Origin of the sequence: Neorhizobium sp. 2083 (assembly GCF_031455615.1) — a bacterium.
Lineage (GTDB): Bacteria > Pseudomonadota > Alphaproteobacteria > Rhizobiales > Rhizobiaceae > Neorhizobium.
On record NZ_JAVDTC010000001.1, the window covers coordinates 1 to 26,681 of the forward strand.

The window sequence follows — 26,681 nt, forward strand, 5'->3', positions numbered from 1 at the left end:
TCGCGGCCGTCAGCGACGTCTTGCCATGGTCAACGTGACCGATCGTGCCAATGTTGACGTGCGGCTTGTTGCGCTCAAACTTGCTCTTTGCCATTGAATGCTTCCTGTGAACATAAGGGTGGACCCGGCGACCGGGTTTGGTGTCGCCGTTTAAGGCTTTCCACTAGAATGCGCAAGACATAATTACGACGCGCGCCCGGACAAGGGGAGCAGGCGAAATCCCGCGGAAATCGTCGGCAGACGGCGCGATCCGCCGCATGCCTTTGGCGGGCGCCTCCGTTCCATGACAGCTGTAAAAACAAAGGGCCGGCCGTCACCCCTCAATACGGGAGACGGCCGGCCCCTTCAATTCGCGAGCGCCAGATGGGCCCTTACTTCGCCGGCTTCAGCGAGTTGATCAGCGCCAGCAGTTCGGCCCCATGCTTTTCCTGTTCGCCCTTGGTGCCCCAATAGGTGATGACGAGGAGCTTGTCCGGCTTCGGCGCGACGAGCGAGACGCCGATCGAGACGGCGCTGTCCTTGTCCTTGCCGCTCCAGTCGAAATTGGTCATCTTCATGCCGTTGAACGTGTCTTCCGACTGTTTCTGGGTGGCCGGATCGACCGTCACGCCATTCTCGCTCAGGAAGGAGAACACGTCATCGATGACCTTGTCGGTGGTTTCCGCGGTCGCGACGTCGATCGACAGATAGATCGAGTCGTCATCGGAGTTCGCCTGGATGCCGCTGTCGGTTTCCTCCGGGTTCCAGGCATCCGGAATGGTGATCTGCGCGACGGGGTCGGCGCTCGGGAAAAGCAGGGTTGCGGCAAACGACGGAGACGACAGGAGCGTCGTCGCAAGGGCTGCGGCGGCAAGTATTTTCTTCATGGACAAAGTTCCATAGCTGGTGGTGGGGCGGCCTCTGTGCCGGCGAAAAAGCTTCTATCGAGAATGCTTTAAAAAGTTGCGAGCATCATCTGGACAATCCGAGGCGATCGGCGGAAATCAGGGTTCCACCCAAAAAAAGTACGGCGCTGCGGTGACGGGGATAAGAGGCCGGACAAAGGCCATGAAAGTCGCGCGCTCAAGCGAGCAACACGCCGATTTCCGATATGATCTTGAGTATGGAGCGGGTAGCGGGAATCGAACCCGCGTATTCAGCTTGGAAGGCTGCTGCTCTACCATTGAGCTATACCCGCGGTGTGGTGTCCGATCAGAGACGAATGGTGGAGAGAGTTGGATTTGAACCAACGTAGGCTGAGCCAACGGATTTACAGTCCGTCCCCTTTAACCACTCGGGCATCTCTCCAGTTTTTCGTCCGGATCGTGAGACCAAGTTCGTCAGACCTTCGAAGCTTGCCGCCCCTCGATCTGCGCCGCGTATATGACCGCCTCGTTCCCGTCTGTCAACACGATGAAGAAGCAAAAATGACGAAAATAAATCAGTCGCTGTTTCGACCCGCCTCCCCGCCGAGGGCTTTGCCGCGAGAGCGAGGATGGCTATAAGGCCTGATGAGCAAGGACGACAAACAAGACAAATCCACCCGCGACACCCATTACGCGACGCTTCGGCGGGCCGTGCGCGACGCCCGGCGCGAACGCGGGGAAATTCCGACGCCGCCGCAGAGGCGGCCGAAATCCAACAAGGACTGGAAACCGCCGCAGCTTCAGCCGGAACAGGTCTTTCTCTACGGCCTGCATACGGTGCGCGCGGCGCTCGACAATCCCGAACGCAAGCTCATCAAGCTGTCGGTGACGCAGAACGCCTTTGCCCGCCTCGATATCGGCGAGCCGGAAACGTTGTCCTTTCCGGTCGAATTCGTCTCGCCGCAGGATATCGACAAGGTGCTCGGCCCGGAAGCCATCCACCAGGGCGTGATGCTGGAAACGCGGCCCCTGCCCGTGCGCCGGCTGGAAGCCTTGAAGGCAAGCCCTCTGCTTCTGGTTCTCGACCAGGTGACCGATCCGCACAATGTCGGCGCGATCATGCGCTCGGCCGTCGCCTTCGGTGCCGGCGCCATCGTCACCACCCAGAGACACAGCCCGACGGAATCCGGCGTGCTCGCCAAATCGGCTTCGGGGGCGCTGGAGCTGATACCTTATATACAGATCACCAATCTCGCCGACGCGATCGAGGAACTGCACCGGCTCGGCTTCCAGACGATCGGGCTCGATTCGGAAGGCCCCGCCCCGCTCGAAGGCACGTTTGCCGGCAACCGGGTCGCACTGGTGCTCGGCTCCGAGGGAAAAGGGCTGCGGCAGAAGACCCGCGAGACGGTCAACGCGCTTGCCCGCCTCGACATGCCGGGCGCCATCAAATCGCTCAACGTCTCGAACGCCGCCGCGATCGCGCTTTACGCGACACGGCAGCATCTCGCCAAGGTCGGCTGACCTGCCCCGTTCAAGGCTCCCAAACGCGGGGCGAACGTGTCATGGGAAGTCTACGCAACCGACGTGATCAGCCGCCATGGAATTCATGCTCGCCACATTCGAAAAAGCAGCCCTTCTCGCGGGCCAGGCCATCCTGGACATATACAGGGCCGGCCCCAGCACCAGCTACAAGGCCGACCGGTCCCCGGTCACGGAGGCGGACGAGCGGGCCGAGGAGATCATCCTCGCCGAGCTCGCCCAAACCTTTCCCGACATTCCGGTCGTCGCGGAAGAATCGGTGGCGATGGGACGCATCCCGTCGATCGAGGGGCGCTCCTTCATCCTGGTCGATCCGCTCGACGGCACCAAGGAATTCATCAACAAGCGCGAGGATTTCACGGTCAATATCGCTTTGATCGAAAACGGCGTGCCGGTCCTCGGCGCGGTCTATGCGCCTGCTCTCAAGGTCGCCTATCTCGGCGGCGGCGGCCGGGCGGAAAAGCTCGTCATCGGTGACGATTTCGCGGTGGCGAGCCGGACGCCGATCGTCGCAAGGCCCGTCGAGCCCCGCCCGATATGCGTCGCCAGCCGATCGCACAATTCCGCCGAGACCGAAGCCTTCCTCGAAAAAGCGGGGGCAGCCGATATCCGTTCGATCGGCTCTTCGCTGAAATTCTGCCTGCTGGCAGAAGGCGCCGCCGACCTCTATCCCCGCTTCGGCCGGACCATGGAATGGGATACGGCGGCGGGCGATGCCGTGTTGCGGGCCGCGGGCGGCAACACGGTGACGCTCGACGGCGCGCCGCTTGCCTACGGCAAGACCGGCCGCCCGGATCTCCTGGATTTCGCCAATCCCGATTTCATCGCCTGGGGGTCGCGGCCGGCGAACAGTTAAAGCACCGTCGTCCTATTGTCATCATTCGGTGACATTGGCCAGAGAACCGATTGCAAGGGCACCGGTCGCAAGGAGCCAATCCGGCGCGTTGCATTCCCTTGCCGATGCGCTTAGGAAACCGCTGCGCGTGAGATTGCCGAGCAAGGATGAGGATTATTGATGCGTATTGTGATGGTGGGATCGGGTTATGTCGGCCTCGTGTCGGGCGCCTGCTTTGCGGATTTCGGACATGACGTGATCTGCGTCGACAAGGCCGCCGAAAAGATCGAGGCCCTGAAACAAGGCGTCATCCCGATCTTCGAGCCCGGCCTGGATGCGCTGGTCGAATCGAACGTCAAATCCCGCCGCCTTTCCTTCACCACGGAGCTCGGCCCGGCAGTGGCCGATGCGGATGTCGTGTTCATCGCGGTCGGCACCCCGTCGCGCCGCGGCGACGGCCATGCCGACCTCGGTTACGTCTATGCCGCAGCCCGCGAAATCGCCGAAGCCCTGACCGGCTTCACCGTCATCGTCACCAAGTCGACCGTGCCGGTCGGCACCGGCGACGAGGTGGAGCGGATCATCCGCGAAACCAATCCGGATGCGGATTTCGCCGTCGTCTCGAACCCGGAATTTTTGCGCGAAGGGGCAGCGATCGAGGATTTCAAGCGCCCGGACCGGATCGTCGTCGGCCTTTCCGACGAGCGCGCCCGCGGGGTGATGACGGAAGTCTACCGTCCGCTCTATCTCAACCAGTCGCCGCTCCTCTTCACCAGCCGCCGCACGTCCGAGCTGATCAAATATGCGGCCAATGCCTTCCTGGCGATGAAGATCACCTTCATCAACGAGATGGCCGACCTTTGCGAGCGCGTCGACGCCGACGTTCAGGACGTTTCGCGCGGCATCGGCCTCGACGGCCGCATCGGCTCGAAATTCCTGCATGCCGGCCCCGGTTATGGCGGTTCCTGCTTCCCGAAGGACACGCTGGCGCTCGCCAAGACCGCCCAGGATTATGACAGCCCGGTGCGCCTGATCGAAACCACCATCGCCATCAACGACACCCGCAAGCGGGCCATGGGCCGCAAGGTGATCGCGGCCGCCGGCGGCGACGTGCGCGGCAAGAAGGTCGCCGTCTTCGGGCTGACCTTCAAGCCGAACACCGACGACATGCGCGACAGCCCGGCGATCGCCGTCGTCCAGACGCTGCAGGATGCCGGCGCGATCATTTCCGGCTACGACCCGGAAGGCATGGAAAACGCCAGGCAGATGATGGACATCGAATTTGCCGGCGGCCCCTACGAGGCCGCCGAGGGGGCCGATGTCGCCGTTCTCGTCACGGAATGGAACGAATTCCGGGCGCTCGACCTGGAGCGGCTGAAATCCGTGATGAAAAGCCCGATTCTCGTCGACCTGCGCAATGTCTACCGCGCGCGGGAAGTGGAAGCGCATGGCTTTGCCTATACCGGCGTCGGCAAAGTTCGCTAAGGAAAGTCCCGAAGGCGTCGGATCGAAGGCGTTGCCCGGAACCTTGGGCTTCGCACGAGAGGTGTCCGAATGACCACGGAAGCGAAAATCACTTGGGTCTTGGCGGCGCTGCTGACGGCGGCGCCGGCTTTCGCCCAGACCGAGCCGATCCGTTCCGCCGAACAGCACATATCCTGTTCCGCCTTCTATTCGATGCGCGGGATCATGGCCAAGGAGTTCGGCAAGAACGACATCACCGCTGGCATCGTATCCCGCGACGAGGCGCATATGCATGCCGCGCTGGTGATCCTGCGGGATATCGGTTATCCCCAGGACCAGACCAATGCCCTGTTCGAGAGACAGACGCAGCTGATGCTGGAAAAGACCCAGTCGATGGCCGGGGCGGATTTCGCCGCGCTGGACCGGTCCTGCCAATCGCTTCTGGAGCAATCCACGCGATAGACGAGCCGGTTCGGAACGTTCCCGGTGCCGAAGGCTTTCAAGCCGCAGCCTGATTGGGCATATTGCATGCCGATGATGTTTCGCCGTCTCATGCAAACAGGCCTGGCCTTGTCATTGGCAGTCCCGCCCCATGGCGGGCGCATCGCGGCTGCCGAAGGCCCCGCCTCTTCCGAATGCCGATACGAGCATGCGGCATCGGACGGAGCGGGCCGGCTCTGCATCCGCACCGAAACCTTCAATCAGGATCTCTGCGAGGCGATGGAGCGGCTTGCCGTGACGAACGGGCTGCCGCCGGAATTTTTCGCTCGGCTGATCTGGCGCGAAAGCCTGTTCCGGGCCAATGCGGTGAGCCCGAAAGGCGCCGAGGGCATAGCCCAGTTCATGCCGCAAACAGCGAAAATCCGGGGGCTGGCAAACAGCTTCGACGTCGCCGAAGCACTTGCCGCGTCCGCTCGCTATCTCAGCGACCTGCGCGGCCGATTCGGCAATCTCGGGCTTGCGGCCGCAGCCTACAATGCGGGGGAAGCAGGCTTGGAAACGTTCCTGAAGGCCGGGCGCCTGCCGATCGAAACGCGCGACTACGTGTTTGCGATCACCGGCCATTCCGCCGAGACATGGAAGGACAATCCGCCGGAGGCGGCGGCTCAGGCGCTCGATCCGGGCAAACCCTTCATCGACGGCTGCTTGAGGCTCGCCAACACGAGGCGGCTCAACGAGAGCGTACTGATTGCCTCGGCTGACTGGGCGCCGTGGGGCGTGCAGCTTTCGGCCCACTATAATCCGAATATCGCCGGCCGGCTGTTTGCCACCACGATCGGCAGGCTGCCGGCTCCCCTCAACGCGGAACGGGCGCTTGTGGTACGGCAGAAACGGGGCAATTTCGGCTATCGCCCGCGCTATGCTGCGCGGATCGGCCGTGCCACCCGAGCGGAGGCAACCGATCTGTGCGCCGAGATCAGGGCTCAGGGGGTGCCGTGCACCGTTCTTAGAAACTGAAACCACGCTGGTGGAGCGGGAAGCACACCTCCCGCTGCCACACCGGAGTTTGGATCAGCAATTTTGCGCCTGCCCGGCCTGGGGAGTCCCGCCAGAATTGGTCGCGGCACCGCCGCCGCCCTGAGGCAGATTGTTCGGGGCGCAGTTCGAACCACCGGAATTGCTGGAGGTGCTGCCCGTCGTATTGGAATCAAGCGCACCACGCCCTGCCCCGCTAAGCGGGGTAGCCGTATTGCCATCGAGCGTCGCAGAACCGGAGCCGCTCGCCCCCGAGCCCGACACGGATCCGCTGGTTCCCGCGGAACCGGAGCCCGAAGCGCCGCTGGATCCGGAGCCTGAGCCCGATTGGGCCACCGCGGCGGTGGCGAGACCGAGCGACAATGCGCCGATGGTGAGAATCTTTGCAAACATTGGATTTCCTCTCTTGGGCTTTTTCCAGACATGCCCTGCGAAGGATCTAACCCGGCCGGTCCCATAAGGTTTCCGGCGTCACCGAGCGCGAAACGGCAAAAGCCGTACCACCAGCCTACTCCCCCCTCGGGCGAGCCCACCGCGCCCGTCGTCATCGGACGGCGTTCCGGAACGCTCGTCCGATGACGAGGCTCCGGCAATACGACACCGTGTCGATCAGGAGGCGGCCAGTTTCGACCTTAACCTGTCGCCTTGCTGCTTGATGGCATCAAACATGCTTTGCAGCGCGGCGAAATTCCCGCGCTCCTCGGTGCATACGCGATCCTGGTAAAGCGGCAGATCCTCAAAATCCTGATCATTGAACCAGTAGATTTCGGTCTCGCCGTTGGAACGGGGCTGCTGGACCGGCATCTCGGCGCCGAGATAGACATGAGGCTGGAGAATTCTGTGGCGCTCGACGGCGAACTTGATGAATTTGCGCTCGAATGCCTCCGCCGTCTGCATTCTCCAGGTGCCCACAGAGACCCAGTTCCTGCAATTGCCGAGCGGCATCGTCTGTCCGCCTTTGTAGCGCCACCCCTCGATCAGCGAACGGAAGCGATCCTGGCCACCGGCGGAGAAGCCGAGCTTGAAGACATATGCCCTGGGATCGAGAGCATAGGCCTTGCGTGCCACGCATTCCGAAAACAGCACATAAACGAACGGTCCCGCCTTGTTTGCAAACGGGGATGAACTGCTCGAATATCTGATGAGCTTGCACTGCGAGCACGACATGCCGGTATGGTGGGAATTTGATCGGGCTCTGTCAATCGAACGCACGATCATATGAGGGCGGAACTGCGCCGATGCATTCTGAAAATCATGGGCGGGCCATTTCCGCCGCTTCAGCCCGGCTGGCGAACAACCGTCTGCTCAGATGAAGGGTTTTAGTGGTGCCCCCGGCAGGGTTCGAACCCGCGACCCCCTGATTACAAATCAGGTGCTCTACCAACTGAGCTACAAGGGCACTTCAGAGTGGGGGAGTTACCAGATTCTGCCTTCCTGTAAAGAGAAAATCGCGGTGACGGTGCGGAGCGGGTGTAGGGATTTCAGGGTTTCACTCGCTCGCGCCGCTGCAAGGTGCTTGTCCAAAAGCCTGTTTTTCCTGTACTGAGTGCCGTCCCGCCGGCATGTTCCTGTCACAGGATCGTGTTAGCTCGACTGGTTACAGCGTCCCTTGCGCGCCCCGTCGGGTGGCGGCACCTTCAAAGGCCCGTTCATGGCGTCCCAGACGAACAAGCTCTCCATCATCGCCTCGACCGCGCCGGAAGCACAGTCCGCACTGGAGGAACTCGTGGGGCTCTACGGCAACGTGCCGACCGCGGAGGCCGACGTGATCGTGGCGCTCGGCGGCGACGGCTTCATGCTGCAGACGTTGCATGACACGATCCATACGGGCAAAAGCGTCTATGGCATGAACTGCGGCTCGGTCGGCTTCCTGATGAACGATTTTCGCGCCGAGCAGCTTCACGAGCGGGTTGCCTCTTCGGTCGAAAACGAATTCCACCCGCTGAAGATGACCACCGAAAACGAGGACGGCTCGACATCGACGGCGCTCGCCATCAACGAGGTCTATCTCTTCCGGCAATCCTACCAGGCAGCCAAGCTGCGCGTCGAGATCGACGGCCATGTACGGCTGGAGGAGCTGATCTGCGACGGCCTGATGATCGCCACGCCCGCAGGCTCCACCGCCTACAATCTGTCGGCGCATGGACCGATCCTGCCGCTGGAAGCGCCGCTGCTGGCCATGACGCCGGTCTCGGCGTTCAGGCCGCGGCGCTGGCGCGGCGCGCTTTTGCCGAACCATGTCTGTGTCGACATCCACATCCTCGAGCCGGAAAAACGGCCGGTCAACGCCGTTGCCGACAATACCGAGGTGAAGTCGGTGCTGAAGGTGCGGGTGGCGCAATCGACCGAGATCACCGCGCGCATCCTGTCCGATCCCAACCATTCCTGGTCCGACCGAATTCTCGCCGAGCAGTTCAACAACTGACTCAGCGTCAGCGCACCCAAATAAAGCCTCTTGCCCTCGCGTAAAGCTCAGCGCTTCGGGGTGAAGGCGCGCAAGAATGTGCGGGTGGCGTTCGCCGCCATCTGGTCGATCTCCGATTCCGGCGTCTGGCGGCCGATCTGCTGGTCGTAGCGAAGGTCGGTCGCCAGAAGCGCCATGTACTGGCGGGCGGCAAGCGCCGGATCGTCGATCTCGAGATAACCGCCATGGGCAAGCTGCGCGAGCCGTGCGGCGATGGCCGGATATTTCTTGCCCGGCCCGTATTCCTTCCAGGTTTCGAAAAGCTCGGGGAAACGGGCGCCTTCGGTCTCGACCACCTTGCGCAGCCAGCGGCCGTTCGGGTCGCAGATCGCCTTGCGCAGGAGCTGGGCCGAAAATTGCGTCAGCTCCGTCTCGATATCCTGCGGCGCCACGGGGAAAGTATCGAGGACGCGAAAAAAACCGGCGCTGGAGCGGTCGGTGATTTCAGCCACCACGACCTTGAAGAGGTTATCCTTGTCGCCGAGCTGATTGTAGATCGTCTGGCGCGACACCCCTGCCCTTGCCGCGATCGCATCGATGCTGGCGCCACCAAAACCTTCCTGGGCAAAAACATCGGCTGCCGCGTTGAGGATCGCCTGGCGCTTGTTCTGTGCCGGCGGCCAAGTATCTAAATCGCGTGAAAGTTCGGCAGACGAATTTTTCATGACATCACTATAGCGGGGGTTGACGAATTGGACAATTGTGTCCAAAATCTTTTACATGATTGATTAGGCCCATCCTCCCGCACGCGGCCGGCTTTCATATTCATCTCCCATAATCGTCCTTGCCCTGCCGTTACCACGGCAGATGTGGTGACGGGAAAGGTTTTTTCCAAATGCAAAGCAGAGCTCCTTCGCATGCCCTTTCGCTCGGGCTGCTTTCGGCTATCGGGCTTTTCGCTCTCGACATGTACCTTCCGGCGCTGCCGACCATCAGCGCAAACCTCAATGCCAACAGCCACGAGGTACAGGCGAGCCTGATCTCCTTCTTCGCCGCCATGGCGGTGTCGCAGATCGTCTACGGCCCGCTCTCCGACATGTTCGGCCGCAAGCGGCCTCTTTATGTCGGCCTCTCCCTTTACGCCATCGGTGCGATCGGCTGTGCGCTGTCGCCGTCGATCGAGTGGCTGATCGCCTTCCGGTTCCTGCAGGGCATGGGCGCCTGCGCCGGCGTCGTCATCTCCCGCGCCATCGTCCGCGACCTGCATACCGGTCCGGCGGCGGCCCAGCTGATGTCGCGGCTGATGCTGGTGTTCAGCGTCTCGCCGATTCTTGCCCCGCTTGCCGGCAGTATCGTCACCGTGTTCGGCGACTGGCGGCTGATCTTCTGGGTCATGGTCGGTGCCGGCGCGGTCGGCGCCATCGTCGCGGTCTTCTTCCTCGAAGAAACCCGCCTGCCCGCCGCACGCAGCGAAAGCAGCCTCGCGGGTGCACTCAAGTCCTACGGCACGCTGCTTCGGGATCCCTATTATCTCGGGCTGGTGCTGATCGCCTCGTTCGGCATGTCGAGCTACATGATCTATGTGGCCAATTCGTCCTTCGTGCTGATCGAGCATTACGGCCTGTCGCCGACCTTCTACAGCATCGTCTTTTCGTGCAATGCGGTGGCCTTCATCGGCATGTCGCAGCTGAACGGCTGGCTTTCCCGCAAGATCGGGCTGCGCAAAGTGATCCGCAGCGCCGTGTTCGGCTATTCGACGATGATGGTCATGCTGGCATTCGTTACCTCGCTCGGCATTGACCGTCTCGATGTGATGGCCGCCTTCCTGTTCGGCGGCTACGGCTTCCTCGGCATGATCATCCCGACGGCTGCGGTGCTGGCGCTCGAACACCACGGCCGGATCGCCGGCACGGCATCGGCGATGATGGGCACGATCCAGTTCGTGACCTCGGCGGTCGTGGTCGGCCTCGGCGGCATGTTCGCCGACGGCACGTCGTTGCCGATGGTCACAGTCATCGCAGTGTGCTCGGTCGTCGTCTTCATGCTGTCGCTCGCAGTGCTGCGCAGCCGTCAAGGTGCCGTGGCGGCCGCGGAATAAATCCTCTGCCCCCTAAAACAAGAGCGGCCGGACTTTTCGAAGTCCGGCCGCTTTTTTGTTGTGCAGTGAAACAAGCCTTAGTCGATATCGGCCGCCACGTCTGCAGCACCGCTGATGCGGTGCGCAAGGGCCGCTTCCATGAACTCGTTCAGCTCGCCGTCGAGCACGTCGTCGGGGGCCGTGCTCGAAACGCCGGTGCGCAGGTCCTTGACCAGCTGGTAGGGCTGCAGCACGTAGGAGCGGATCTGGTGGCCCCAGCCGATATCCGTCTTGGAGGCGGCTTCCGCATTGGCCGCCTCTTCGCGCTTCTTCAGCTCGGCTTCGTAAAGGCGGGCGCGCAGCATGTCCCAGGCCTTGGCGCGGTTCTTGTGCTGCGAACGTTCCTGCTGGCACTGCACGACGATGCCGGACGGCATGTGCGTGATGCGCACCGCCGAGTCGGTCGTGTTGACGTGCTGGCCGCCGGCACCGGACGAGCGATAGGTATCGATGCGGCAGTCGCTTTCGTTGATGTCGATCTGGATCGAATCGTCGACCACCGGGTAGACCCAGATGGACGAGAAGGACGTGTGGCGGCGCGCGTTGCTGTCATAGGGCGAGATGCGGACCAGGCGGTGGACGCCCGATTCGGTCTTCATCCAGCCATAGGCATTGTGGCCCTTGACGAGGATGGTCGCCGACTTGATGCCCGCTTCTTCGCCGTCATGCACTTCCAGGAGCTCGACCTTGAAACGCTGGCGTTCGGCCCAGCGGGTGTACATACGCAGGAGCATGTTCGCCCAGTCCTGGCTTTCCGTGCCGCCGGCACCGGAATGGACTTCGACATAGGTGTCGTTGCTGTCGGCTTCGCCCGAGAGCATGGCCTCGACCTGGCGCCGGCCGGATTCCGCCTTCAGCGCCTTCAGCGCATCCTCGGCTTCCTTGACGATCGCCTCGTCGCCCTCTTCCTCGCCAAGTTCGATCAGCTCGATATTGTCGTTGAGCTGTTGCTCCATGGCCTTGACGCCATTGATGCCGTCATCGAGCTGCTGGCGCTCGCGCATCAGTTTCTGCGCTTCGGTAGCATCGTTCCAGAGGTTCGGGTCCTCTGACTTGTTGTTCAACCAGTCCAGTCGTCTTACCGCCTGATCCCAGTCAAAGATGCCTCCTCAGCAGGCTTATGGCCTGCTTGATTTCGTCGACTACGTTGATGATTTCCGCACGCATGGCGCTTGTTCTTCGCTCTTTGTGTTGGGGTTTTAGGTGCCGTGGACATAGTTGCAGCGAGCCCGGATGTAAAGACCGGGCCGCCCGCAAGCATTTGCTTCCCGCAGGATCAGAACAGTCCCGGCATGCCGGAGGTGACCGCCTGCTGCGCCTGCGGCGAGTTGGTGAAGATCTGGTCCTGGGTCATGTATTCGCCGTCGCCGATGACCTGGAAGACGTCGGCCGGGCCGGTGCCGGGCTTGAAGGCTTCGACGATCGTGTCCGGCTGGCCTTCCATGGCCGCCATGCCGGTCTTGCGGTTGACCGCGACGAGCTGCATGCCGTCCGGCACGTGGAACTTTTCGGCCGGCGTCAACTTGGCTGCCTGCGCGAGGAACTCGCCGAAGATTGGGGCTGCGAGACCACCGCCGGTGCCGGCACGGCCAAGCGGCGTCGGCGTATCGAAGCCGATATAGAGACCGGCAACCAAGTTCGGCGTGAAACCGACGAACCAGGCATCCTTTTCGTCATTGGTGGTGCCGGTCTTGCCGGCGACATCGCGGTCCTTGACCGGGATCTTGCCAGCAGCCGTGCCGCGCAGGACAACGCCCTGCATCATCGAGGTGATCTGGTAGGCCGTCATCGGATCGAGAACCTGCTCGCGGTTGTCGACGATGCTGGGCTCCTCCTGGTGAGCCCAGTCATTGGAGTTGCAGCCGTCGCAGGCGCGCTCCTCGTGGCGGAAGATCGTCTTGCCGTAGCGGTCCTGGATGCGGTCGATGACGGTCGGCTTGATCTGCTTGCCGCCATTGGCGATGACCGCATAGGCCGAGACCATGCGCATGACGGTCGTCTCGCCGGAGCCGAGCGACATAGCGAGCACCGGCAGCATCTTGTCGTAGATGCCGAAACGCTCTGCATATTCGGCGACCAGTTCCATGCCCATGTCCTGCGCCAGGCGCACGGTCATCTGGTTGCGGGACTTTTCGATGCCGGTGCGCAACGTCGACGGGCCGCCCGCCTCGCCGCCGTAGTTTTCCGGCCGCCAGACCTGACCGCCGGAGACGATCTCGATCGGGGCGTCCAGGATGACCGAAGCCGGCGTATAGCCGTTGTCGAGCGCTGCCGAATAAACGAAGGGCTTGAACGACGAACCCGGCTGGCGCATCGCCTGGGTGGCGCGGTTGAATTCGGATTGCGAATAGGAGAAACCGCCCGCCATCGCCAGAACGCGGCCCGTATTCGGGTCCATGGCGACGAAACCGCCCTGGACCTTCGGCGGCTGGCGCAGCCTGTAGGTCTTGGCCTGCGGATTGATCGGCTGCACGTAGACGACGTCGCCCGGCTTCAGCACGCCGTCCGGAGATTTCGCCGGCTTGCGGCTATTGGCGGAGTCCCGATAGGCCCATTTCATGTCGTCGGCATTGATCGTGCCCATCTCGCGGGCCGCATCGACCTTGCCGGCCGCATCCGTCGAGGGCTGCAGGCCGATCGTGGCGGATTTCGCCGAGACTTCCGTCACGACCGCCAGCTTCCATTCCGGCACGTCAGAAAGCGACTTCTGCTTGGCGAGTTCCGGACCCCAATCCGAACTTCCAAGGGCGCCGCTCATGGCGATCTGGGCGATCGGCCCATGAAAACCGCGACGCTCGTCATATTCTACCAGACCGTTCTGCAGGGCGCTGCGCGCGAAAACCTGAAGGTCAGGATCGAGCGAGGTCCGCACAGAGAGACCGCCCTCGTAGAGCGCCTTGTCGCCATAGCGCTCGATAAGCTGGCGCCGCACTTCTTCCGAGAAATAATCCGAGGCGAACACATGCGCGCCGGTGCGGCGTTGCTTGACGCCGAGCGGCTGCTTCTTGGCGTCGTCGGCATCGGGCTGGGTGATGTATCCGTTCTCGGCCATGCGATCGATGACCCAGTTGCGGCGCTCGAGCGCCGCCTTTTCGCGGCGGAAGGGATGGTAGTTGGCCGGGCCCTTGGGAAGGGCGGCAAGATAGGCGGCCTCGGCGGTCGTCAGTTCGGTCACCGACTTGTCGAAATAGGTGAGCGCGGCGCCGGCGATGCCGTAGGAGTTCAGGCCGAAGAAGATCTCGTTCAGATAGAGTTCGAGGATCTTGTCCTTCGAATAGGTTTGCTCGATGCGGAAGGAGAGGATCGCTTCCTTGACCTTGCGGTCGATCGTCTGGTCGGCGGAGAGAAGGAAGTTCTTCGCCACCTGCTGGGTAATGGTCGAGGCACCTTCCGGCCGGCGGCCGGAGCCGAGATTCTGAAGGTTGGAGAGGACGGCGCGTCCAAGGCCCGTGATGTCGATGCCGGGATGGCTGTAGAAATTCTTGTCTTCGGCCGAAAGGAAAGCAGCCTTGACGCGATCCGGAACCGCCTGGATCGGCAGGAAGAGGCGCCGTTCGCGGGCATATTCAGCCATCAGCGCGCCGTTGCCGGCATGAACGCGGGTGGCGACCGGCGGCTCGTAGGAGGCAAGCACCTCGTAGTTCGGCAGGTCCTTGGTCATCCCGGTGAGGTAGATACCGACACCGGCGGCCACGACCAGAAACAGGACGCAGGCCAATCCAAAGAGATAACCAATCAATCTTACCATATCGGGGCTACCGTTCAGCTTTCATTCGGCGCGTGGAACACACCATCGCATGGTTACAGGCGTTTTGCACGGTGATTGCACCAGCGCAAGGCGAAAGCGGATCAATTGCCCCCTCGTCCATTGCGCCCGGTAATCTTCGAATAACCGCCCGAATGTGAGTAAAATAGGGCTCTTACTCTGCAATTTCCGGTAACCGGCATCCCCTGCAGCATATTCGCCGGCGCCTGTGGCACCCGCGCCACGCGCGGCGGGGAGAATCAGCCGCCGTTCGCCACCGCGCGATCACGATAGCGCCTGATCGCATCGACCATACGATCGATCACCTTCGAGCGCCACGACTCATCCAGAAGCAGCTTTTCGTCCTCGGCATTGGACAGGAAGCCGAGTTCGAGAAGCACGGACGGAATGTCCGGCGCGCGCAGAACCTGGAAACCCGCGTAGCGGTGGGGATTGTTGATGAGCCCGATCTGCCCTTCGAAGGATTCGACGACATTGGTCGCAAGCGCGATCGAAAACGCCTGGGTCTCGCGCCGAGTCAGGTCGAGCAGGATATCGGCGACTTCGGGCGGACCGCTCTGGAGCGTATAGCCGGCAAGCTCGTCGGAGAGGTTTTCGCGGGTCGCGAGGTTTTCCGCCATCCGGTCGGAGGCCTTGTCCGACAGCGTATAAACGGTCGCGCCGCGGATATCCTTCTGGCCGAGCGTGTCGGCATGCGCCGATACGAACAGATCGGCGTGGCCCTGGCGCGCGAGCGTCACCCGCTCGGAGAGCGACAGGAACGTGTCGTCGTCGCGTGTGAGGAAAGCCTTGATACCGTCGACCTTGTTCAATCGTTCGGCAAGCGTCTTGGCGAAGGCGAGCGTGATGGTCTTTTCGGGCGTCTTGGTGCCGGCACCCGTCGCGCCGGCATCGATCCCGCCATGCCCGGCATCGACGGCGACAGTGAAGACATTGTCCTTCACCGCCATCGCCAGCGGGTCGGGAGCGGCGGCGCGCGGCATCGCCCAGTTCTGGGTCTTCACAAGATCGGCGAAAACCTCCTTGGAGGCCATTTCCGCATCGAGCACCAGGCGGTAGCTGCCGTTGTCGTTCGACTGAACCTCGGCGATCGACAGTTTCACCGGCTTCTTGGCGGTCAGCACGATGCGGGCGCTCGCCTCGCCCATCGTGCCGTAACGGATATCCTTGAAGAGGCCCCGCGCGGAGAGGTCCTCGGCCGGGAAGCCGAAAGCGGTCGCCGGCAGGTCGACGATCACCCGTTCGGGGGCGGCAACATAGTGAACGGAGAATTCCGGCTTCTTCTCGAAATCGATGACGATGCGGGTGCGCGCCTCGTCGCCGGCGACCCGGGCGCTGAAGGCGAGAAGCGGCTGCGGCGTGGCGCCAACGGCAGTGGGAGAAAGGGTTGCGATGGCGCTGATCAGAAGAAGAGCCACGCAACCGATTCGTGCAAAAAACCGCTGCCGGCTTCCGCCGCAGGCCGTCGCCGCGCTTGCCTTCACATCCACCCTCAAAACGCCACTCGCATTCAAAGCCCCACCGCAATCGCGCCACTCGCATCAAAGTGCCCATTTTAGAAGGCATTTGCACGTCAAAAGATGCGAATCATCCGCCCGTTCCCTGCCATCCATAAGGGGTCTAATTCCATCGAGAATATGGCAAACTTGGCTTTTCCCTTGCTATTGTGACAGATAAACCATACAACGCGCATGAGGGTTAAAGTGTTGACGGGATAGTCTGCCGATAGGCTGGCCAGCCTCTTCAGGACCTGGCGCCGGAGACCGACAGTCATCCGCCGTCGTTACACTTTATCCTGATACTCGATCCATCCGGCGGTGGCCGGAACAGTACCGGGTGGCATGCCACCCACCGCTCACACGGAGCACATTCATCGGGCCCTCGAGGGCCTATGGTATCGTCATTCTCGTTTGGTTTTTGATGTCGCGGCACAATTTTCAGAACCTGGAGAGACAGCGGGAGCAACGCTCCCCGTCATCTTTCCGGTTGCCGTCACAAATGCGCCCGGCGGGAACATCTTTATCCGGCGCAACGACCGCATTGCATGACGGGCCTGTCCTTGTGGCAGCCTTTTCTGCACTCCCCCGGCGGCGCCGAGGAGCAGAATTTCAATGGCAGACAAAATGCTTATCGACGCGTCTCACGAAGAGGAGACGCGCGTAGTCGTCGTTCGCGGTAACCGGATCGAGGAGTTCGATTTCGAATCGCAGCATAAGAAACAGATACGCGGCAATATCTATCTGGCGAAGGTGACGAGGGTCGAACCCTCACTGCAGGCCGCCTTCGTCGACTACGGCGGGAACCGTCACGGCTTCCTCGCCTTCGCCGAAATCCACCCCGACTATTACCAGATTCCGCTCGCCGACCGTCAGGCGCTGATGCAGCAGGAAGCGGAAGACCAGCGCAAGATCGCCGAGGCCGAGGCCGCCGATCCGGTGGTCGATCTCGCCAACCAGGATCAGCCGGATATCGGCATCGCCGCCCCTGCCGCCGAGCCCGTAAGCGAAGCCGGCGCCGAGGCCGCGGAGGCCACTCCGGTCGAAGCGGTTGCCGTCGAAGAAGAAGCCGAAAAGCCGAAAGCCAAGCCGAAGCGCAGCCGCGCCCGCAAAAAGCCGGCCGAAGCCGCCGCTGACGAAGCACCCGCTGCGGAAGCCGCAGCCGCCGAGGGCGAAAGCGCCCCCTCCTCAGACAATAATGACGACGACGGTTCGACGCCCGGCGAAATGGCCGCGATGGTCGAGACCGATTCGATCTCGGAAGATGTCGATGCCCGCCGCGGCGGCCGCAACGACGATTTCGATGACGACGACGATGACGATCACGGCGAGAAGGAAGTGATCGAGTCGGTCGGCGCCGAAGACGCCATGGAAGAAGTTCCGGACCGCGTCGTGCGCAAGCCGCGCAAGCAGTACCGCATCCAGGAAGTCATCAAGCGCCGCCAGATCCTGCTCGTGCAGGTCGCCAAGGAAGAGCGCGGCAACAAGGGCGCTGCTCTCACCACCTATCTTTCGCTTGCCGGCCGTTACTCGGTGCTGATGCCGAACACGGCGCGCGGCGGCGGCATTTCCCGCAAGATCACCCAGCCGCAGGACCGCAAGCGCCTCAAGGAAATCGCCCGGGAGCTCGACGTGCCGCAGGGCATGGGCGTGATCCTGCGCACCGCCGGTGCCAACCGCACCCGCGTCGAGGTCAAGCGCGATTTCGAATACCTGATGCGCCTGTGGGAAAACGTCCGCACGCTGACGTTGAGCTCGACCGCTCCCACCCTCGTCTACGAGGAAGGCTCGCTGATCAAGCGTTCGATCCGCGACCTCTACAACAAGGATATTTCCGAGATCATCGTGTCCGGCGAAGAAGGCTATCGTGAAGCGAAAGACTTCATGAAGATGCTGATGCCGAGCCATGCCAAGGTGGTCCAGCCCTATCGCGACCTGCATCCGATCTTCGCCCGCTCGGGCATCGAGGCGCAGCTCGACCGCATGCTGCAGCCGCAGGTGACGCTGAAGTCCGGCGGCTACCTGATCATGAACCAGACGGAAGCGCTGGTTGCCATCGACGTCAACTCCGGCCGTTCGACCCGCGAACATTCGATCGAGGAAACGGCGCTCCAGACCAACCTGGAAGCGGCGGAAGAAGTCGCCCGCCAGCTGCGCCTGCGCGACCTTGCCGGCCTGATCGTCATCGACTTCATCGACATGGAAGAAAAGCGCAACAACCGCGCCGTCGAGAAGAAGCTGAAGGATTGCCTGAAAAACGACCGCGCCCGCATCCAGGTCGGCCGCATCTCGCATTTCGGCCTGCTCGAAATGTCGCGCCAGCGCATCCGTGCTTCGGTTCTCGAATCCACGACGCAGATCTGCACCCATTGCGGCGGCACCGGGCATGTGCGCTCGCAGTCGTCGGTGGCGCTGCATGTGCTGCGCGGCGTCGAGGAATACCTGCTCAAGAACACCACGCACGACATCACCGTGCGCACCACGCCGGAGATCGCGCTCTACCTCCTGAACCACAAGCGCTCCAGCATCGTCGATTACGAGAACCGCTTCGGCGTCTCGATCTTCATCGAATCGGATGTCAGCATCGGCTCCAGCCACTTCGCGATCGATCGCGGCGAGCCGGTCGAAAACCCGGTCAAGATCGAAAGCCTGATGCAGTTCGCGGCGATCCCCGTCGAAGAAGACGATGACGACATCGTCATCGAGGCCGACGAGGAAGAAGAGGAAGAGGCCGCTGCTTCGTCGCAGCCGGCCGCTGCCAATGCCGACCGGGCCCGCCAGGAGGGCGACGACCAGAACGGCCGCAAGCGCAAGCGGCGCCGGCGTCGGCGCAACCGCGGCGGCGAGCGGGGCGGCGACGCCCAGGCGGCCCAGGGCGGCAACGACGACATGGCCGATGGCGACGAGGACGGCGACGAAGGCGAGGACGATGTTTCCGAAGCCGGCGAAGCATCCGAAGCAACGGTTGCGGCCGATGCCGACTCGGACGAAAACAACCGCCGCAAGCGCCGCCGCCGCGGCAAGCGCGGTGGCCGTCGCAACCGCAACGGCGAGGACGGACAGGAGCTGAGCGCTTCGGATGACGACGAAGCAGCCGATGGCGATGCGTCCGACGAGGTCGATGGCGACGCAGCGGTAGTCCCTGCCGAGGCAGCCGCGTCCGAAACACCTGAGGAAGTCACGGCCGAAGCTGTGGCGGCCCCCACCGAAGCGGAGGCTGCCCCTGTCGGCAAGGCAGACGCCAAGCCCCGCCGCTCGCGCCGCGGCAAGGCTGCGACCGCGGCCGATGCAGCGGCTGCGGACGAGGTCCCGGCGGCGGTCGCTGCTCCGGCACCCGTGGAAACCGTTGTGGAACAGGTCGAGGCCGCACTTGGCGAAGAGCCGCAGGCTGCCGAGGTTGCTCCGGCTGCGGAAGCTCCCGCCAGCGAGGCCGTAGAGCCCGCCGATGCCGGCGAAGCAAAGCCGGCTCGAGCCAACCGCGCCTCGAACATCTCCTCCTCCGCCGAGGCGGTGGTTAAGAGTTCCGATCCGGCGGCCGCGCCCGAGGCTGAAGGCGATCCTTCCAAGCCGAAGAAGGCGGGCTGGTGGCAGCGCCGCGGCTTCTTCTGAGCCAACCGACATCGATGAAAAACGGCCGCGCAAAACGCGGCCGTTTTTGTTTTGTCCCGCCGAACCTTCAGAAACCGGATCAAGCGCCTGCCGAAGCGATTCCGCAAACACGTCCAACCTGTTGAATTCCGACTCCATTCCGCCGCCCGGCCGGCTTCCGCAAGGGCGTCATACGCAGTTGTGAACCGGTGGAAGCCGGCTGGAGGTGATTTTGAGGTTTTTTGGAAAGCCCGACTGGCTTACTTTGGGCGCAAATCGCAACAATGGTGCGCGGGATTCGTGTGCCGACCCAAGAGGATATGAATGACCCGCCTGTTCAAGACGCGCGTTTTCAAGATGTTGGCCGCCGGCTCGATGCTGGCCCTGGCGTTTTCCGCGGCCGCTCCAGCCGTCGCCCTGGACGACCAGCAGAAAAAGGAAATGGGCGAATTCATCCGCGAGTATCTGATCCAAAACCCGGAAGTGCTGGTCGAGGTTCAGAACGCGCTGGAAGCCAAACAGCAGAGCCAGCGCGTCGAGCAGTCGACAAAGGGGATCGCGGACAACAAGCAGGAGATCTTCTCCTCGCCGACCGACATCACGCTCGGCAATCCGAAGGGCGACGTCACGGTCGTCGAATTCTTCGATTACAATTGCGGCTACTGCAAGCGGGCGCTTTCCGACATGGACGACATCCTGTCCAAGGACAAGAACATCCGGTTTATCCTCAAGGAATTCCCGATCCTCGGGCCGGATTCGGTTGCGGCGCACCGGGTCGCCAACGCCGTGCGTCTGGTCGCTCCTGAGAAATATGCGGAATTCCATCGCCAGTTGCTCGGCGGCAAGCCCCACGCCTCGGAAGCGACGGCGATTGCGGTCGCCGGCGCTCTCGGCGTCAAGGAGGCGGCGATCCGCAAGTCGATGGCAGACCAGCCGAACGATGATCTGGTGCGCGAAGCCTACCGGCTCGCCAACGCGATCGGCATCACCGGCACGCCGACCTACGTGGTTGGCGACGAAGCCGTGTTCGGCGCCGTCGGCCTCGAGACGATCGAGGAGAAGGTCGCCAATGTGCGCGCCTGCGGCAAGGCGACCTGCTGACAGGGCATAGCTCACCGACAGATGTTCCATCTCAGTGGACTCACGGGCTTTCGGCGCGGCGGGGGCTTTCCCTTGCCGCCTCGCCGGTCTATAGGTGGCCCCTGAATTTCAGTGTGGAACAATAGAGTAACGATGAGCAAGACGGTCTTCGTCCTTAACGGCCCCAATCTCAATATGCTGGGCAAGCGCGAGCCCGGCATCTACGGCGCAGCCACGCTGAAGGACGTCGAGAACGACTGCATCGCGGCCGGCAAGGAACTCGGCTTTACGGTCGATTTCCGCCAGAGCAATCATGAAGGCGTGCTGATCGACTGGATGCACGAGGCCAACGAAAAGGCCGTGGGCGTCGCCATCAATGCCGGCGCCTTTACCCATACCTCGATCGCATTGCACGACGCCATCAAGGCGATCTCCGTGCCGGTGATCGAGCTTCATATTTCGAATGTCCACGCGCGGGAGGAATTCCGCCATCATTCGATGATCGCACCGGCGGTAAAGGGCGTGATCTGCGGTTTTGGCACCGCAAGCTACATTCTGGCGTTGCACGCCTTGAAATCCATTACCGCCTGACAAGATAAACAGAACAATAGGGTTTGCCATGTCTGACAAGAAGAACGGTATCGACAAGGGACTGATCCGCGACCTCGCGAACATTCTCAACGAGACCGACCTCACCGAGATCGAAGTCGAACAGGACGATCTGCGTATCCGCGTATCGCGCGCCGGCACGACGCAGTATGTCCAGGCCCCGATCGCAGCGCAGGCCTACGCTCCGGCTGCCGCAGCCGCTCCGGTTGCCGCTGCAGCACCTGCCGCCCAGGACAACAAGAACGCCGTCACCGCACCGATGGTCGGCACCATCTATCTCTCCCCGGCCCCGGGCGCGCGCGCCTTCGTCGAAGTCGGCGCCACCGTCAAGGAAGGCCAGACGCTGCTGATCATCGAGGCCATGAAGACGATGAACCAGATCCCCTCGCCGCGCTCCGGCAAGGTCACGGAAATCCTGGTCAACGACGCTCAGCCTGTCGAGTATGGCCAACCGCTCGTCGTCATCGAGTAAGGCGCATCCATGATTTCCAAGATCCTCATAGCCAACCGCGGTGAAATCGCGCTTCGCGTGCTTCGCGCCTGCAAGGAGCTCGGCATCGCGACCGTCGCGGTCCATTCCACCGCCGACGCCGACGCCATGCATGTGCGGCTTGCGGACGAAAGCGTGTGCATCGGCCCGCCGCCGTCGCGCGAGAGCTATCTGAACATCCACCAGATCGTCGCCGCCTGCGAGATCACCGGCGCCGACGCCGTGCATCCGGGCTACGGCTTCCTGTCGGAAAACGCCAAGTTCGCGGATATCCTCGACGCGCACGGCATTACCTTCATCGGCCCGACCGCCGACCATATCCGCATCATGGGCGACAAGATCACCGCCAAGCAGACCGCGCAGGAACTCGGCATCCCCGTCGTTCCCGGCTCCGACGGCGAGGTGAAGCCTGAAAACGCGATGGAAATCGCCCGCCAGATCGGCTTCCCGGTACTGATCAAGGCAACCGCCGGCGGCGGCGGACGTGGCATGAAGGTCGCCAAGACCGAGGCCGATCTCGACGAGGCCGTCTCGACCGCCCGCTCCGAAGCGCTCGCCGCATTCGGCAACGACGCGGTCTACATGGAAAAATATCTCGGCAAGCCCCGCCATATCGAGATCCAGGTGGTCGGCGACGGTGAAGGCAATGCCATCCATCTCGGCGAGCGCGACTGCTCGCTGCAGCGCCGCCACCAGAAGGTCTGGGAAGAAGCAAATTCCCCTGCCCTCAATGTCGAGCAGCGGATGAAGATCGGCGAGATCTGCGCCGATGCGATGCGCAAGCTGAAATACCGCGGCGCCGGCACGATCGAGTTCCTCTATGAGAACGGCGAGTTCTATTTCATCGAAATGAACACCCGTCTCCAGGTCGAGCACCCGATCACCGAAGCGATCACCGGCATCGACCTCGTGCACGAACAGATCCGCGTCGCCTCCGGCGGCGGCCTGTCCGTCAAGCAGGAGGACATCGTGTTCTCCGGCCATGCCATCGAATGCCGTATCAATGCCGAGGATCCGCGCACCTTCGTGCCGTCCCCCGGCACGATCACGCATTTCCATGCACCGGGCGGCCTTGGTGTGCGCGTCGATTCCGGCGCCTATGCGGGCTATCGCATCCCGCCCTATTACGACAGCCTGATCGGCAAGCTGATCGTGCATGGACGCACCCGCGTCGAATGCATGATGCGCCTGCGCCGCGTGCTGGACGAGTTCGTCGTGGACGGCATCAAGACGACGCTGCCGCTCTTCCAGGACCTCGTCGACAATCCGGATATCGCCAACGGCGATTATGACATTCACTGGCTGGAACACTATCTCGCCGGCGACAAGACGCATTAGGGAGATCGATGGCAGGGCGACGTGGCAGATATTACCCGGCGATAACCCCGGAAATCCTGCTGCGCGCCTATTCCATCGGCCTCTTCCCGATGGCCGAATCCGCCGACGACCCGGAAATCTTCTGGGTCGAGCCGGAAATGCGTGGGCTCCTGCCGCTCGATGCCTTCCACGTCTCGAAAAGCCTCGCCAAGGCGGTCCGCAAGGCCCCGTTCGACATCCGTTTCGACACGGCCTTCGAGCGCGTGATGGCCTTGTGCGCCGAACCTGCCGGCGACCGGCCGAGCACCTGGATCAACTCCACCATCCGCAAGCTCTATACCGAACTGCACCGCATGGGCCACGCGCACAGCGTCGAAGCCTTCGAGGGCGATGAGCTGGTCGGCGGGCTTTACGGCGTCTCGCTCGGTTCCGCGTTCTTCGGCGAGAGCATGTTTTCGAGGCGCACCAACGCCTCCAAGATCTGCCTCGTGCATCTGGTGGAGCGGCTTCGGGAAAACGGCTTTACCCTGCTCGACACGCAGTTCACCACCGAGCATCTGAAGACGTTCGGCGCGATCGACGTTCCCAAGGACGACTACCTCAAGCTCCTGAGAGCCGCGGTCGAAGTGCCGCATCTGAAATTCTGATTTTCCCTCCCGAAAAATACCCGCGCCGTGTTGTTACGCGCAGATAGCACGCTAAGGTAGAATGATCGAAGGGGATTTTCTGATGAGACATTTTTTAGCGACCATTGTTATTCTTGCATCCATGGGCGGTCCGGCATGGGCCAAATCCATGGAAGAGGTTTTCCCGAGCGCCGCCACATTTTCCGATCAGGAAAAGCAATTCTTCAAAAATTTCAATTTCCAGCAGGGCATGGTGAAGCTGCCGGCCGCCAAGGCGACGCTCGTCGTTCCTCCAAATTTTTATTACCTCAATCCGGTAGACACGAAAAAGGTACTGGTCGATATCTGGGGCAACCCGCCGGCCTCGGCCGAAGGCAATCTGGGTATGCTTTTCCCGACACAATACCTGCCTTCCGAAAAGATGTCCTGGGGCTCCATCATCGAATACGATGCGGACGGTTACGTTTCGGATGCCGAAGCAGCGTCAATTGACTACAACGAGCTTCTCCAGCAGATCAAGAATGGCGTCGTCGAGAGAAATGTGGAGCGGGAGAAACAGGGCTTCGAGCCTATAACGCTCGTCGGCTGGGCATCGCCCCCCCACTACGATAGTTCCGCGCATACATTGCACTGGGCGCGAGACCTGATTTTCGGCAAAGACATGTCGGCGGCCCACACGCTGAACTACTCCATTCGCGCGCTCGGACGCGAAGGCGTGCTGCAGTTTAACTTCGTTTCAGGGCTCGACCAACTTGCGGAAATCAAGGCCGCTATTCCCACGGTCACCAACATGGTGTCCTTCGACAAGGGAGCCGGTTATGCGGACTTTCGGGATGGCGACAAGATCGCCGCCTATGGCATGGCGGGCATGATTGCAGCCGGCGCCGGGGCCAAGGTTGCCGCAAAATTCGGCTTGTTCGCGGCCGCGCTCGCGCTTCTGAAGAAGGGCGGCTTCCTCTTTGTTTTTGCGGGTCTTGCGGGAGCCTATCGGTTTGTTGCCGGCCTCTTCAGGCGTAACAAGACCCCGTCGGCCTGAAACCTCAGTTGGTCGCCTTCGGCGGCGGTACGTCGGACTTCTGCTTGCAGCCGGTCAGCCAAACGTCATAGATCGGATGTTCCACGGCGTTGAGGCCGGGGCTGTCGGCGAACATCCAGCCGGTGAAGATCCGGCGGATCTTGCGGTCGAGGGTGATCTCGTCCACTTCCACGAAACCGTCGATCTTCTGGGCTTCCGTCTCGTCGCGGGAATAGCAGACTTTCGGCGTCACCTGCAGCGCGCCGTACTGGACGGTTTCGTTGACATAGACGTCGAACGTGGTGATGCGGCCGGTGATCTTGTCGATGCCGGCAAAGACCGCAACGGGATTGCTCAACCGCGCCGCCGATACACCGTCCGCCGCAAGCACGGATGCCAGCGCGATCAGTGCGCCGACCATTGGCTTGCGTGGAAAAACCGTCATCAATCCCATTATGCTTCCCGTCTCGGCAAATCCCGTCGGCACCGACCCCTAGAGGTCGAATGTGGCCAAAACAGGTGTCAGTTGCCGGGCGTCCAGGCGTCGTAATCGCCGGTGACGCGGGGGCGTTCGCCGGTCGCGGCAAGCGAGCCCTGCGGGCGATAGGCGAGCGGCGTGCCGGTGGCATTCGGCTTGTGCGGCTTCTGCCATTCCCGCGCCTTGTAGTCTTCCTTCGAAGGCGGAACGTCGGTGCGGTAGTGCATCCAGCCGTGCCAGCCAGGCCCGATTGCGGAGGCTTCGGCGTAGTTCTTGTAGATCACCCAACGCTTCGGCTTGCCCCAGGAGGTCATCGGACCTTCGTAATAGACATTGCCCATCTCGTCCTCGCCGACCCTCTTGCCGAAACGCCAGGTGAAGAACCGGGTGCCCATGGTCTGTCCGTTCCACCAGGTGAAGATCTGCAGCAGGAGATTTTTCATGGATGTTCCGTCGGCTAGGCAAACAGGATGACGATCAAAGTGACTGATCCGCTTATGCCGCTTGGCGCCTTCGATGTCCAGTGATTCCAAATGTCGCGCACCCTCATTTGAGCTTCATCTTGAAGCCGAAATGGCTTTTGGCGAAGCCGAGGCGCTCATAGAAGCGATGCGCATCGGTGCGCGCCATGTTGGAGGTGAGCCGGACGGTGCGGCAGTCGCGGCGCCGCGCCTCCTCGACCGCATATTCGATCATCCGCGCGCCGATGCCTTTGCCGCGCATGTCCGACCGGGTCTGGACGGCTTCCACGACCATCGACAGCGAACCCCTGCCCGTCAAAGTACGGCTGAACATGATTTCGAACGTGCCGACCACCTCTCCCTCGATATCGGCGACGAAAAGCTGCTCGTTCTGCGATGCATCGATGACGTTGAAGGCGCGCAGATAGTCTTCATAGGCGCTTTCGTCCGTCGTGTCGCCGTGTCCACCCACGTCGTCGGCGGCAAAAAGGGCGATCAGCGCCGGAAGATCCGTTTCGCGAGCCCGGCGGATAATAAGCTTCTCCGTCATCTCTTTCCTTTCAACGCAGAATCGGCATGATTCCCGCGAAGCTTAGAGGGGCTGGGGCGATGGCACAAAGACCTGGGGTGATTTTATTGGCTGTCGTCATGGCGGCGTGGCCGATGGCGGCCTTTGCGGAAGGCCGCGGCGCGGTCGGTTTCTCCCAGGCGCCGGAAATGAGCAGCGGCGTCTGCTTTGCGTCCTCGATCCGCAAGGCGCTCGACTGCGCCAAGAAGAAATGCATCAAGGACGGCGGGACGGTCGAGGACTGCCTTGAAACGACTGCCTGTTTCCCGGCCGGCTGGAGCATCGACGTCTTCGCGCAATCCAAGGAGGGGCCGCATTGGCACGAGACCTTCTGCGGCTTCGACAGCAAGGAAACCGCCATCAAAGCCTCCAGATCCATCTGCGACATGAAGCAGCGCAAGGGCCTGATGGAATGCAGCCTGGTGGCGATCTACGACGAGGACGGCAAGAAATTCGATCCTGCGCAATAAGGGTGTCGTCGGGC

General features: G+C 62.2%; 26 protein-coding genes and 3 tRNA genes. 15 read left to right on the top strand and 14 right to left on the bottom strand.

The window, feature by feature from the left end; all coding sequences use genetic code 11:
* The 4 genes from J2X76_RS00005 to J2X76_RS00020 form a co-directional block, all read right to left on the bottom strand.
* Nucleotides 1–94 (bottom strand): GTP-binding protein (locus J2X76_RS00005; RefSeq protein ID WP_018010120.1); only part of this gene is annotated, 94 nt, incomplete at its 3' end.
* A gap of 277 nt (nucleotides 95–371) precedes the next feature.
* Nucleotides 372–866: a histidine kinase gene (locus J2X76_RS00010; protein WP_113130417.1), complete on the bottom strand. Its 495-nt coding sequence runs from the start codon at nucleotides 864–866 to the stop codon at nucleotides 372–374.
* Nucleotides 867–1,103: 237 nt separating this feature from the next.
* Nucleotides 1,104–1,177, bottom strand: a tRNA-Gly gene (locus tag J2X76_RS00015).
* 25 nt (nucleotides 1,178–1,202) lie between these two features.
* Nucleotides 1,203–1,287: transfer RNA gene (locus J2X76_RS00020), tRNA-Tyr, on the bottom strand.
* A 203-nt stretch (nucleotides 1,288–1,490) separates the two neighbouring features.
* Here J2X76_RS00020 and rlmB point away from each other — a divergent pair.
* From rlmB to J2X76_RS00045, 5 genes are all read left to right on the top strand, one after another.
* Nucleotides 1,491–2,369, top strand: coding sequence for a 23S rRNA (guanosine(2251)-2'-O)-methyltransferase RlmB (rlmB, locus tag J2X76_RS00025; protein ID WP_113130416.1), 879 nt, complete (start codon nucleotides 1,491–1,493; stop codon nucleotides 2,367–2,369).
* An 85-nt stretch (nucleotides 2,370–2,454) separates the two neighbouring features.
* The gene (gene cysQ / locus J2X76_RS00030; protein ID WP_310211752.1) at nucleotides 2,455–3,243 is read left to right on the top strand and encodes a 3'(2'),5'-bisphosphate nucleotidase CysQ; all 789 of its coding nucleotides are present in this window, start codon (nucleotides 2,455–2,457) and stop codon (nucleotides 3,241–3,243) included.
* Between the two features lie 159 nt (nucleotides 3,244–3,402).
* The gene (locus J2X76_RS00035; protein WP_113130415.1) at nucleotides 3,403–4,707 is read left to right on the top strand and encodes a UDP-glucose/GDP-mannose dehydrogenase family protein; all 1,305 of its coding nucleotides are present in this window, start codon (nucleotides 3,403–3,405) and stop codon (nucleotides 4,705–4,707) included.
* A gap of 69 nt (nucleotides 4,708–4,776) precedes the next feature.
* Nucleotides 4,777–5,148, top strand: coding sequence for a hypothetical protein (locus J2X76_RS00040; protein ID WP_113130414.1), 372 nt, complete (start codon nucleotides 4,777–4,779; stop codon nucleotides 5,146–5,148).
* A gap of 90 nt (nucleotides 5,149–5,238) precedes the next feature.
* Nucleotides 5,239–6,144: a transglycosylase SLT domain-containing protein gene (locus J2X76_RS00045; RefSeq protein WP_405029956.1), complete on the top strand. Its 906-nt coding sequence runs from the start codon at nucleotides 5,239–5,241 to the stop codon at nucleotides 6,142–6,144.
* Between the two features lie 54 nt (nucleotides 6,145–6,198).
* On the opposite strand, the gene J2X76_RS00050 is transcribed toward J2X76_RS00045, so the two are convergent.
* The 3 genes from J2X76_RS00050 to J2X76_RS00060 all read right to left on the bottom strand — a co-directional run bounded on the left by J2X76_RS00050 (nucleotide 6,199) and on the right by J2X76_RS00060 (nucleotide 7,561).
* Nucleotides 6,199–6,555, bottom strand: coding sequence for a hypothetical protein (locus J2X76_RS00050; RefSeq protein ID WP_310211758.1), 357 nt, complete (start codon nucleotides 6,553–6,555; stop codon nucleotides 6,199–6,201).
* Between the two features lie 216 nt (nucleotides 6,556–6,771).
* Nucleotides 6,772–7,230, bottom strand: a complete 459-nt coding sequence (locus J2X76_RS00055; protein ID WP_310211760.1) for a hypothetical protein — start codon at nucleotides 7,228–7,230, stop codon at nucleotides 6,772–6,774.
* Between the two features lie 255 nt (nucleotides 7,231–7,485).
* Nucleotides 7,486–7,561 (bottom strand) — tRNA-Thr (locus J2X76_RS00060).
* Nucleotides 7,562–7,813: 252 nt separating this feature from the next.
* Here J2X76_RS00060 and J2X76_RS00065 point away from each other — a divergent pair.
* On the top strand, nucleotides 7,814–8,587 hold the full coding sequence (locus tag J2X76_RS00065) for an NAD kinase (protein WP_310211763.1): 774 nt from the start codon (nucleotides 7,814–7,816) through the stop codon (nucleotides 8,585–8,587).
* A gap of 47 nt (nucleotides 8,588–8,634) precedes the next feature.
* Here J2X76_RS00065 and J2X76_RS00070 read toward each other — a convergent pair whose 3' ends face one another.
* Complete coding sequence (locus J2X76_RS00070) at nucleotides 8,635–9,291, bottom strand: TetR/AcrR family transcriptional regulator (protein WP_113130409.1); 657 nt, start codon at nucleotides 9,289–9,291, stop codon at nucleotides 8,635–8,637.
* A 170-nt stretch (nucleotides 9,292–9,461) separates the two neighbouring features.
* On the opposite strand from J2X76_RS00070, the gene J2X76_RS00075 reads away from it, so the two are divergent.
* Nucleotides 9,462–10,664 (top strand): multidrug effflux MFS transporter, encoded by a 1,203-nt coding sequence (locus J2X76_RS00075; RefSeq protein WP_310211767.1) that lies wholly within the window; start codon nucleotides 9,462–9,464, stop codon nucleotides 10,662–10,664.
* Between the two features lie 77 nt (nucleotides 10,665–10,741).
* Here the strand turns inward: J2X76_RS00075 and prfB are convergent.
* The 3 genes from prfB to J2X76_RS00090 all read right to left on the bottom strand — a co-directional run bounded on the left by prfB (nucleotide 10,742) and on the right by J2X76_RS00090 (nucleotide 15,896).
* Nucleotides 10,742–11,870, bottom strand: a protein-coding gene (prfB, locus tag J2X76_RS00080; RefSeq protein ID WP_310211772.1) for a peptide chain release factor 2 whose coding sequence is annotated in 2 segments (ribosomal slippage) — nucleotides 10,742–11,800 and nucleotides 11,802–11,870 — 1,128 coding nt in all. Because the reading frame shifts where the segments join, the coding sequence is not laid out codon by codon here.
* A gap of 109 nt (nucleotides 11,871–11,979) precedes the next feature.
* Nucleotides 11,980–14,451, bottom strand: coding sequence for a penicillin-binding protein 1A (locus J2X76_RS00085; RefSeq protein ID WP_113130406.1), 2,472 nt, complete (start codon nucleotides 14,449–14,451; stop codon nucleotides 11,980–11,982).
* Nucleotides 14,452–14,708: 257 nt separating this feature from the next.
* On the bottom strand, nucleotides 14,709–15,896 hold the full coding sequence (locus J2X76_RS00090) for an N-acetylmuramoyl-L-alanine amidase (protein WP_405029991.1): 1,188 nt from the start codon (nucleotides 15,894–15,896) through the stop codon (nucleotides 14,709–14,711).
* 684 nt (nucleotides 15,897–16,580) lie between these two features.
* On the opposite strand from J2X76_RS00090, the gene J2X76_RS00095 reads away from it, so the two are divergent.
* The 7 genes from J2X76_RS00095 (at nucleotide 16,581) to J2X76_RS00125 (ending at nucleotide 24,711) form a co-directional block, all read left to right on the top strand.
* Nucleotides 16,581–19,574 carry a ribonuclease E/G gene (locus J2X76_RS00095; RefSeq protein ID WP_310211775.1) on the top strand — a complete coding sequence of 998 codons (2,994 nt, stop codon included), beginning with the start codon at nucleotides 16,581–16,583 and terminating at the stop codon, nucleotides 19,572–19,574.
* Between the two features lie 303 nt (nucleotides 19,575–19,877).
* Nucleotides 19,878–20,654: a DsbA family protein gene (locus J2X76_RS00100; protein WP_310211777.1), complete on the top strand. Its 777-nt coding sequence runs from the start codon at nucleotides 19,878–19,880 to the stop codon at nucleotides 20,652–20,654.
* Nucleotides 20,655–20,786: 132 nt separating this feature from the next.
* Nucleotides 20,787–21,224, top strand: a complete 438-nt coding sequence (gene aroQ / locus J2X76_RS00105) for a type II 3-dehydroquinate dehydratase (protein WP_310211780.1) — start codon at nucleotides 20,787–20,789, stop codon at nucleotides 21,222–21,224.
* A gap of 28 nt (nucleotides 21,225–21,252) precedes the next feature.
* Nucleotides 21,253–21,714 (top strand): acetyl-CoA carboxylase biotin carboxyl carrier protein, encoded by a 462-nt coding sequence (gene accB / locus J2X76_RS00110; RefSeq protein ID WP_310211783.1) that lies wholly within the window; start codon nucleotides 21,253–21,255, stop codon nucleotides 21,712–21,714.
* A 9-nt stretch (nucleotides 21,715–21,723) separates the two neighbouring features.
* Nucleotides 21,724–23,070: an acetyl-CoA carboxylase biotin carboxylase subunit gene (gene accC, locus J2X76_RS00115; RefSeq protein ID WP_113130399.1), complete on the top strand. Its 1,347-nt coding sequence runs from the start codon at nucleotides 21,724–21,726 to the stop codon at nucleotides 23,068–23,070.
* 8 nt (nucleotides 23,071–23,078) lie between these two features.
* Entirely contained in the window at nucleotides 23,079–23,696 is a 618-nt protein-coding gene (gene aat / locus J2X76_RS00120; protein ID WP_310211789.1) for a leucyl/phenylalanyl-tRNA--protein transferase, read from the top strand.
* A gap of 82 nt (nucleotides 23,697–23,778) precedes the next feature.
* Entirely contained in the window at nucleotides 23,779–24,711 is a 933-nt protein-coding gene (locus tag J2X76_RS00125; RefSeq protein ID WP_310211792.1) for a DUF2167 domain-containing protein, read from the top strand.
* Between the two features lie 4 nt (nucleotides 24,712–24,715).
* Here the strand turns inward: J2X76_RS00125 and J2X76_RS00130 are convergent, their stop codons facing one another.
* From J2X76_RS00130 to J2X76_RS00140, 3 genes are all read right to left on the bottom strand, one after another.
* Entirely contained in the window at nucleotides 24,716–25,135 is a 420-nt protein-coding gene (locus J2X76_RS00130) for a DUF2155 domain-containing protein (RefSeq protein WP_037088812.1), read from the bottom strand.
* A gap of 77 nt (nucleotides 25,136–25,212) precedes the next feature.
* Nucleotides 25,213–25,611, bottom strand: a complete 399-nt coding sequence (locus tag J2X76_RS00135; RefSeq protein ID WP_310211796.1) for an NADH:ubiquinone oxidoreductase subunit NDUFA12 — start codon at nucleotides 25,609–25,611, stop codon at nucleotides 25,213–25,215.
* A 103-nt stretch (nucleotides 25,612–25,714) separates the two neighbouring features.
* Nucleotides 25,715–26,179 (bottom strand): GNAT family N-acetyltransferase, encoded by a 465-nt coding sequence (locus tag J2X76_RS00140; protein ID WP_113130396.1) that lies wholly within the window; start codon nucleotides 26,177–26,179, stop codon nucleotides 25,715–25,717.
* A gap of 59 nt (nucleotides 26,180–26,238) precedes the next feature.
* Between J2X76_RS00140 and J2X76_RS00145 the strand changes: the two genes are divergently transcribed.
* Nucleotides 26,239–26,667, top strand: a complete 429-nt coding sequence (locus J2X76_RS00145) for a hypothetical protein (RefSeq protein ID WP_310211802.1) — start codon at nucleotides 26,239–26,241, stop codon at nucleotides 26,665–26,667.
* The last annotated feature ends 14 nt before the right edge of the window (nucleotides 26,668–26,681 follow it).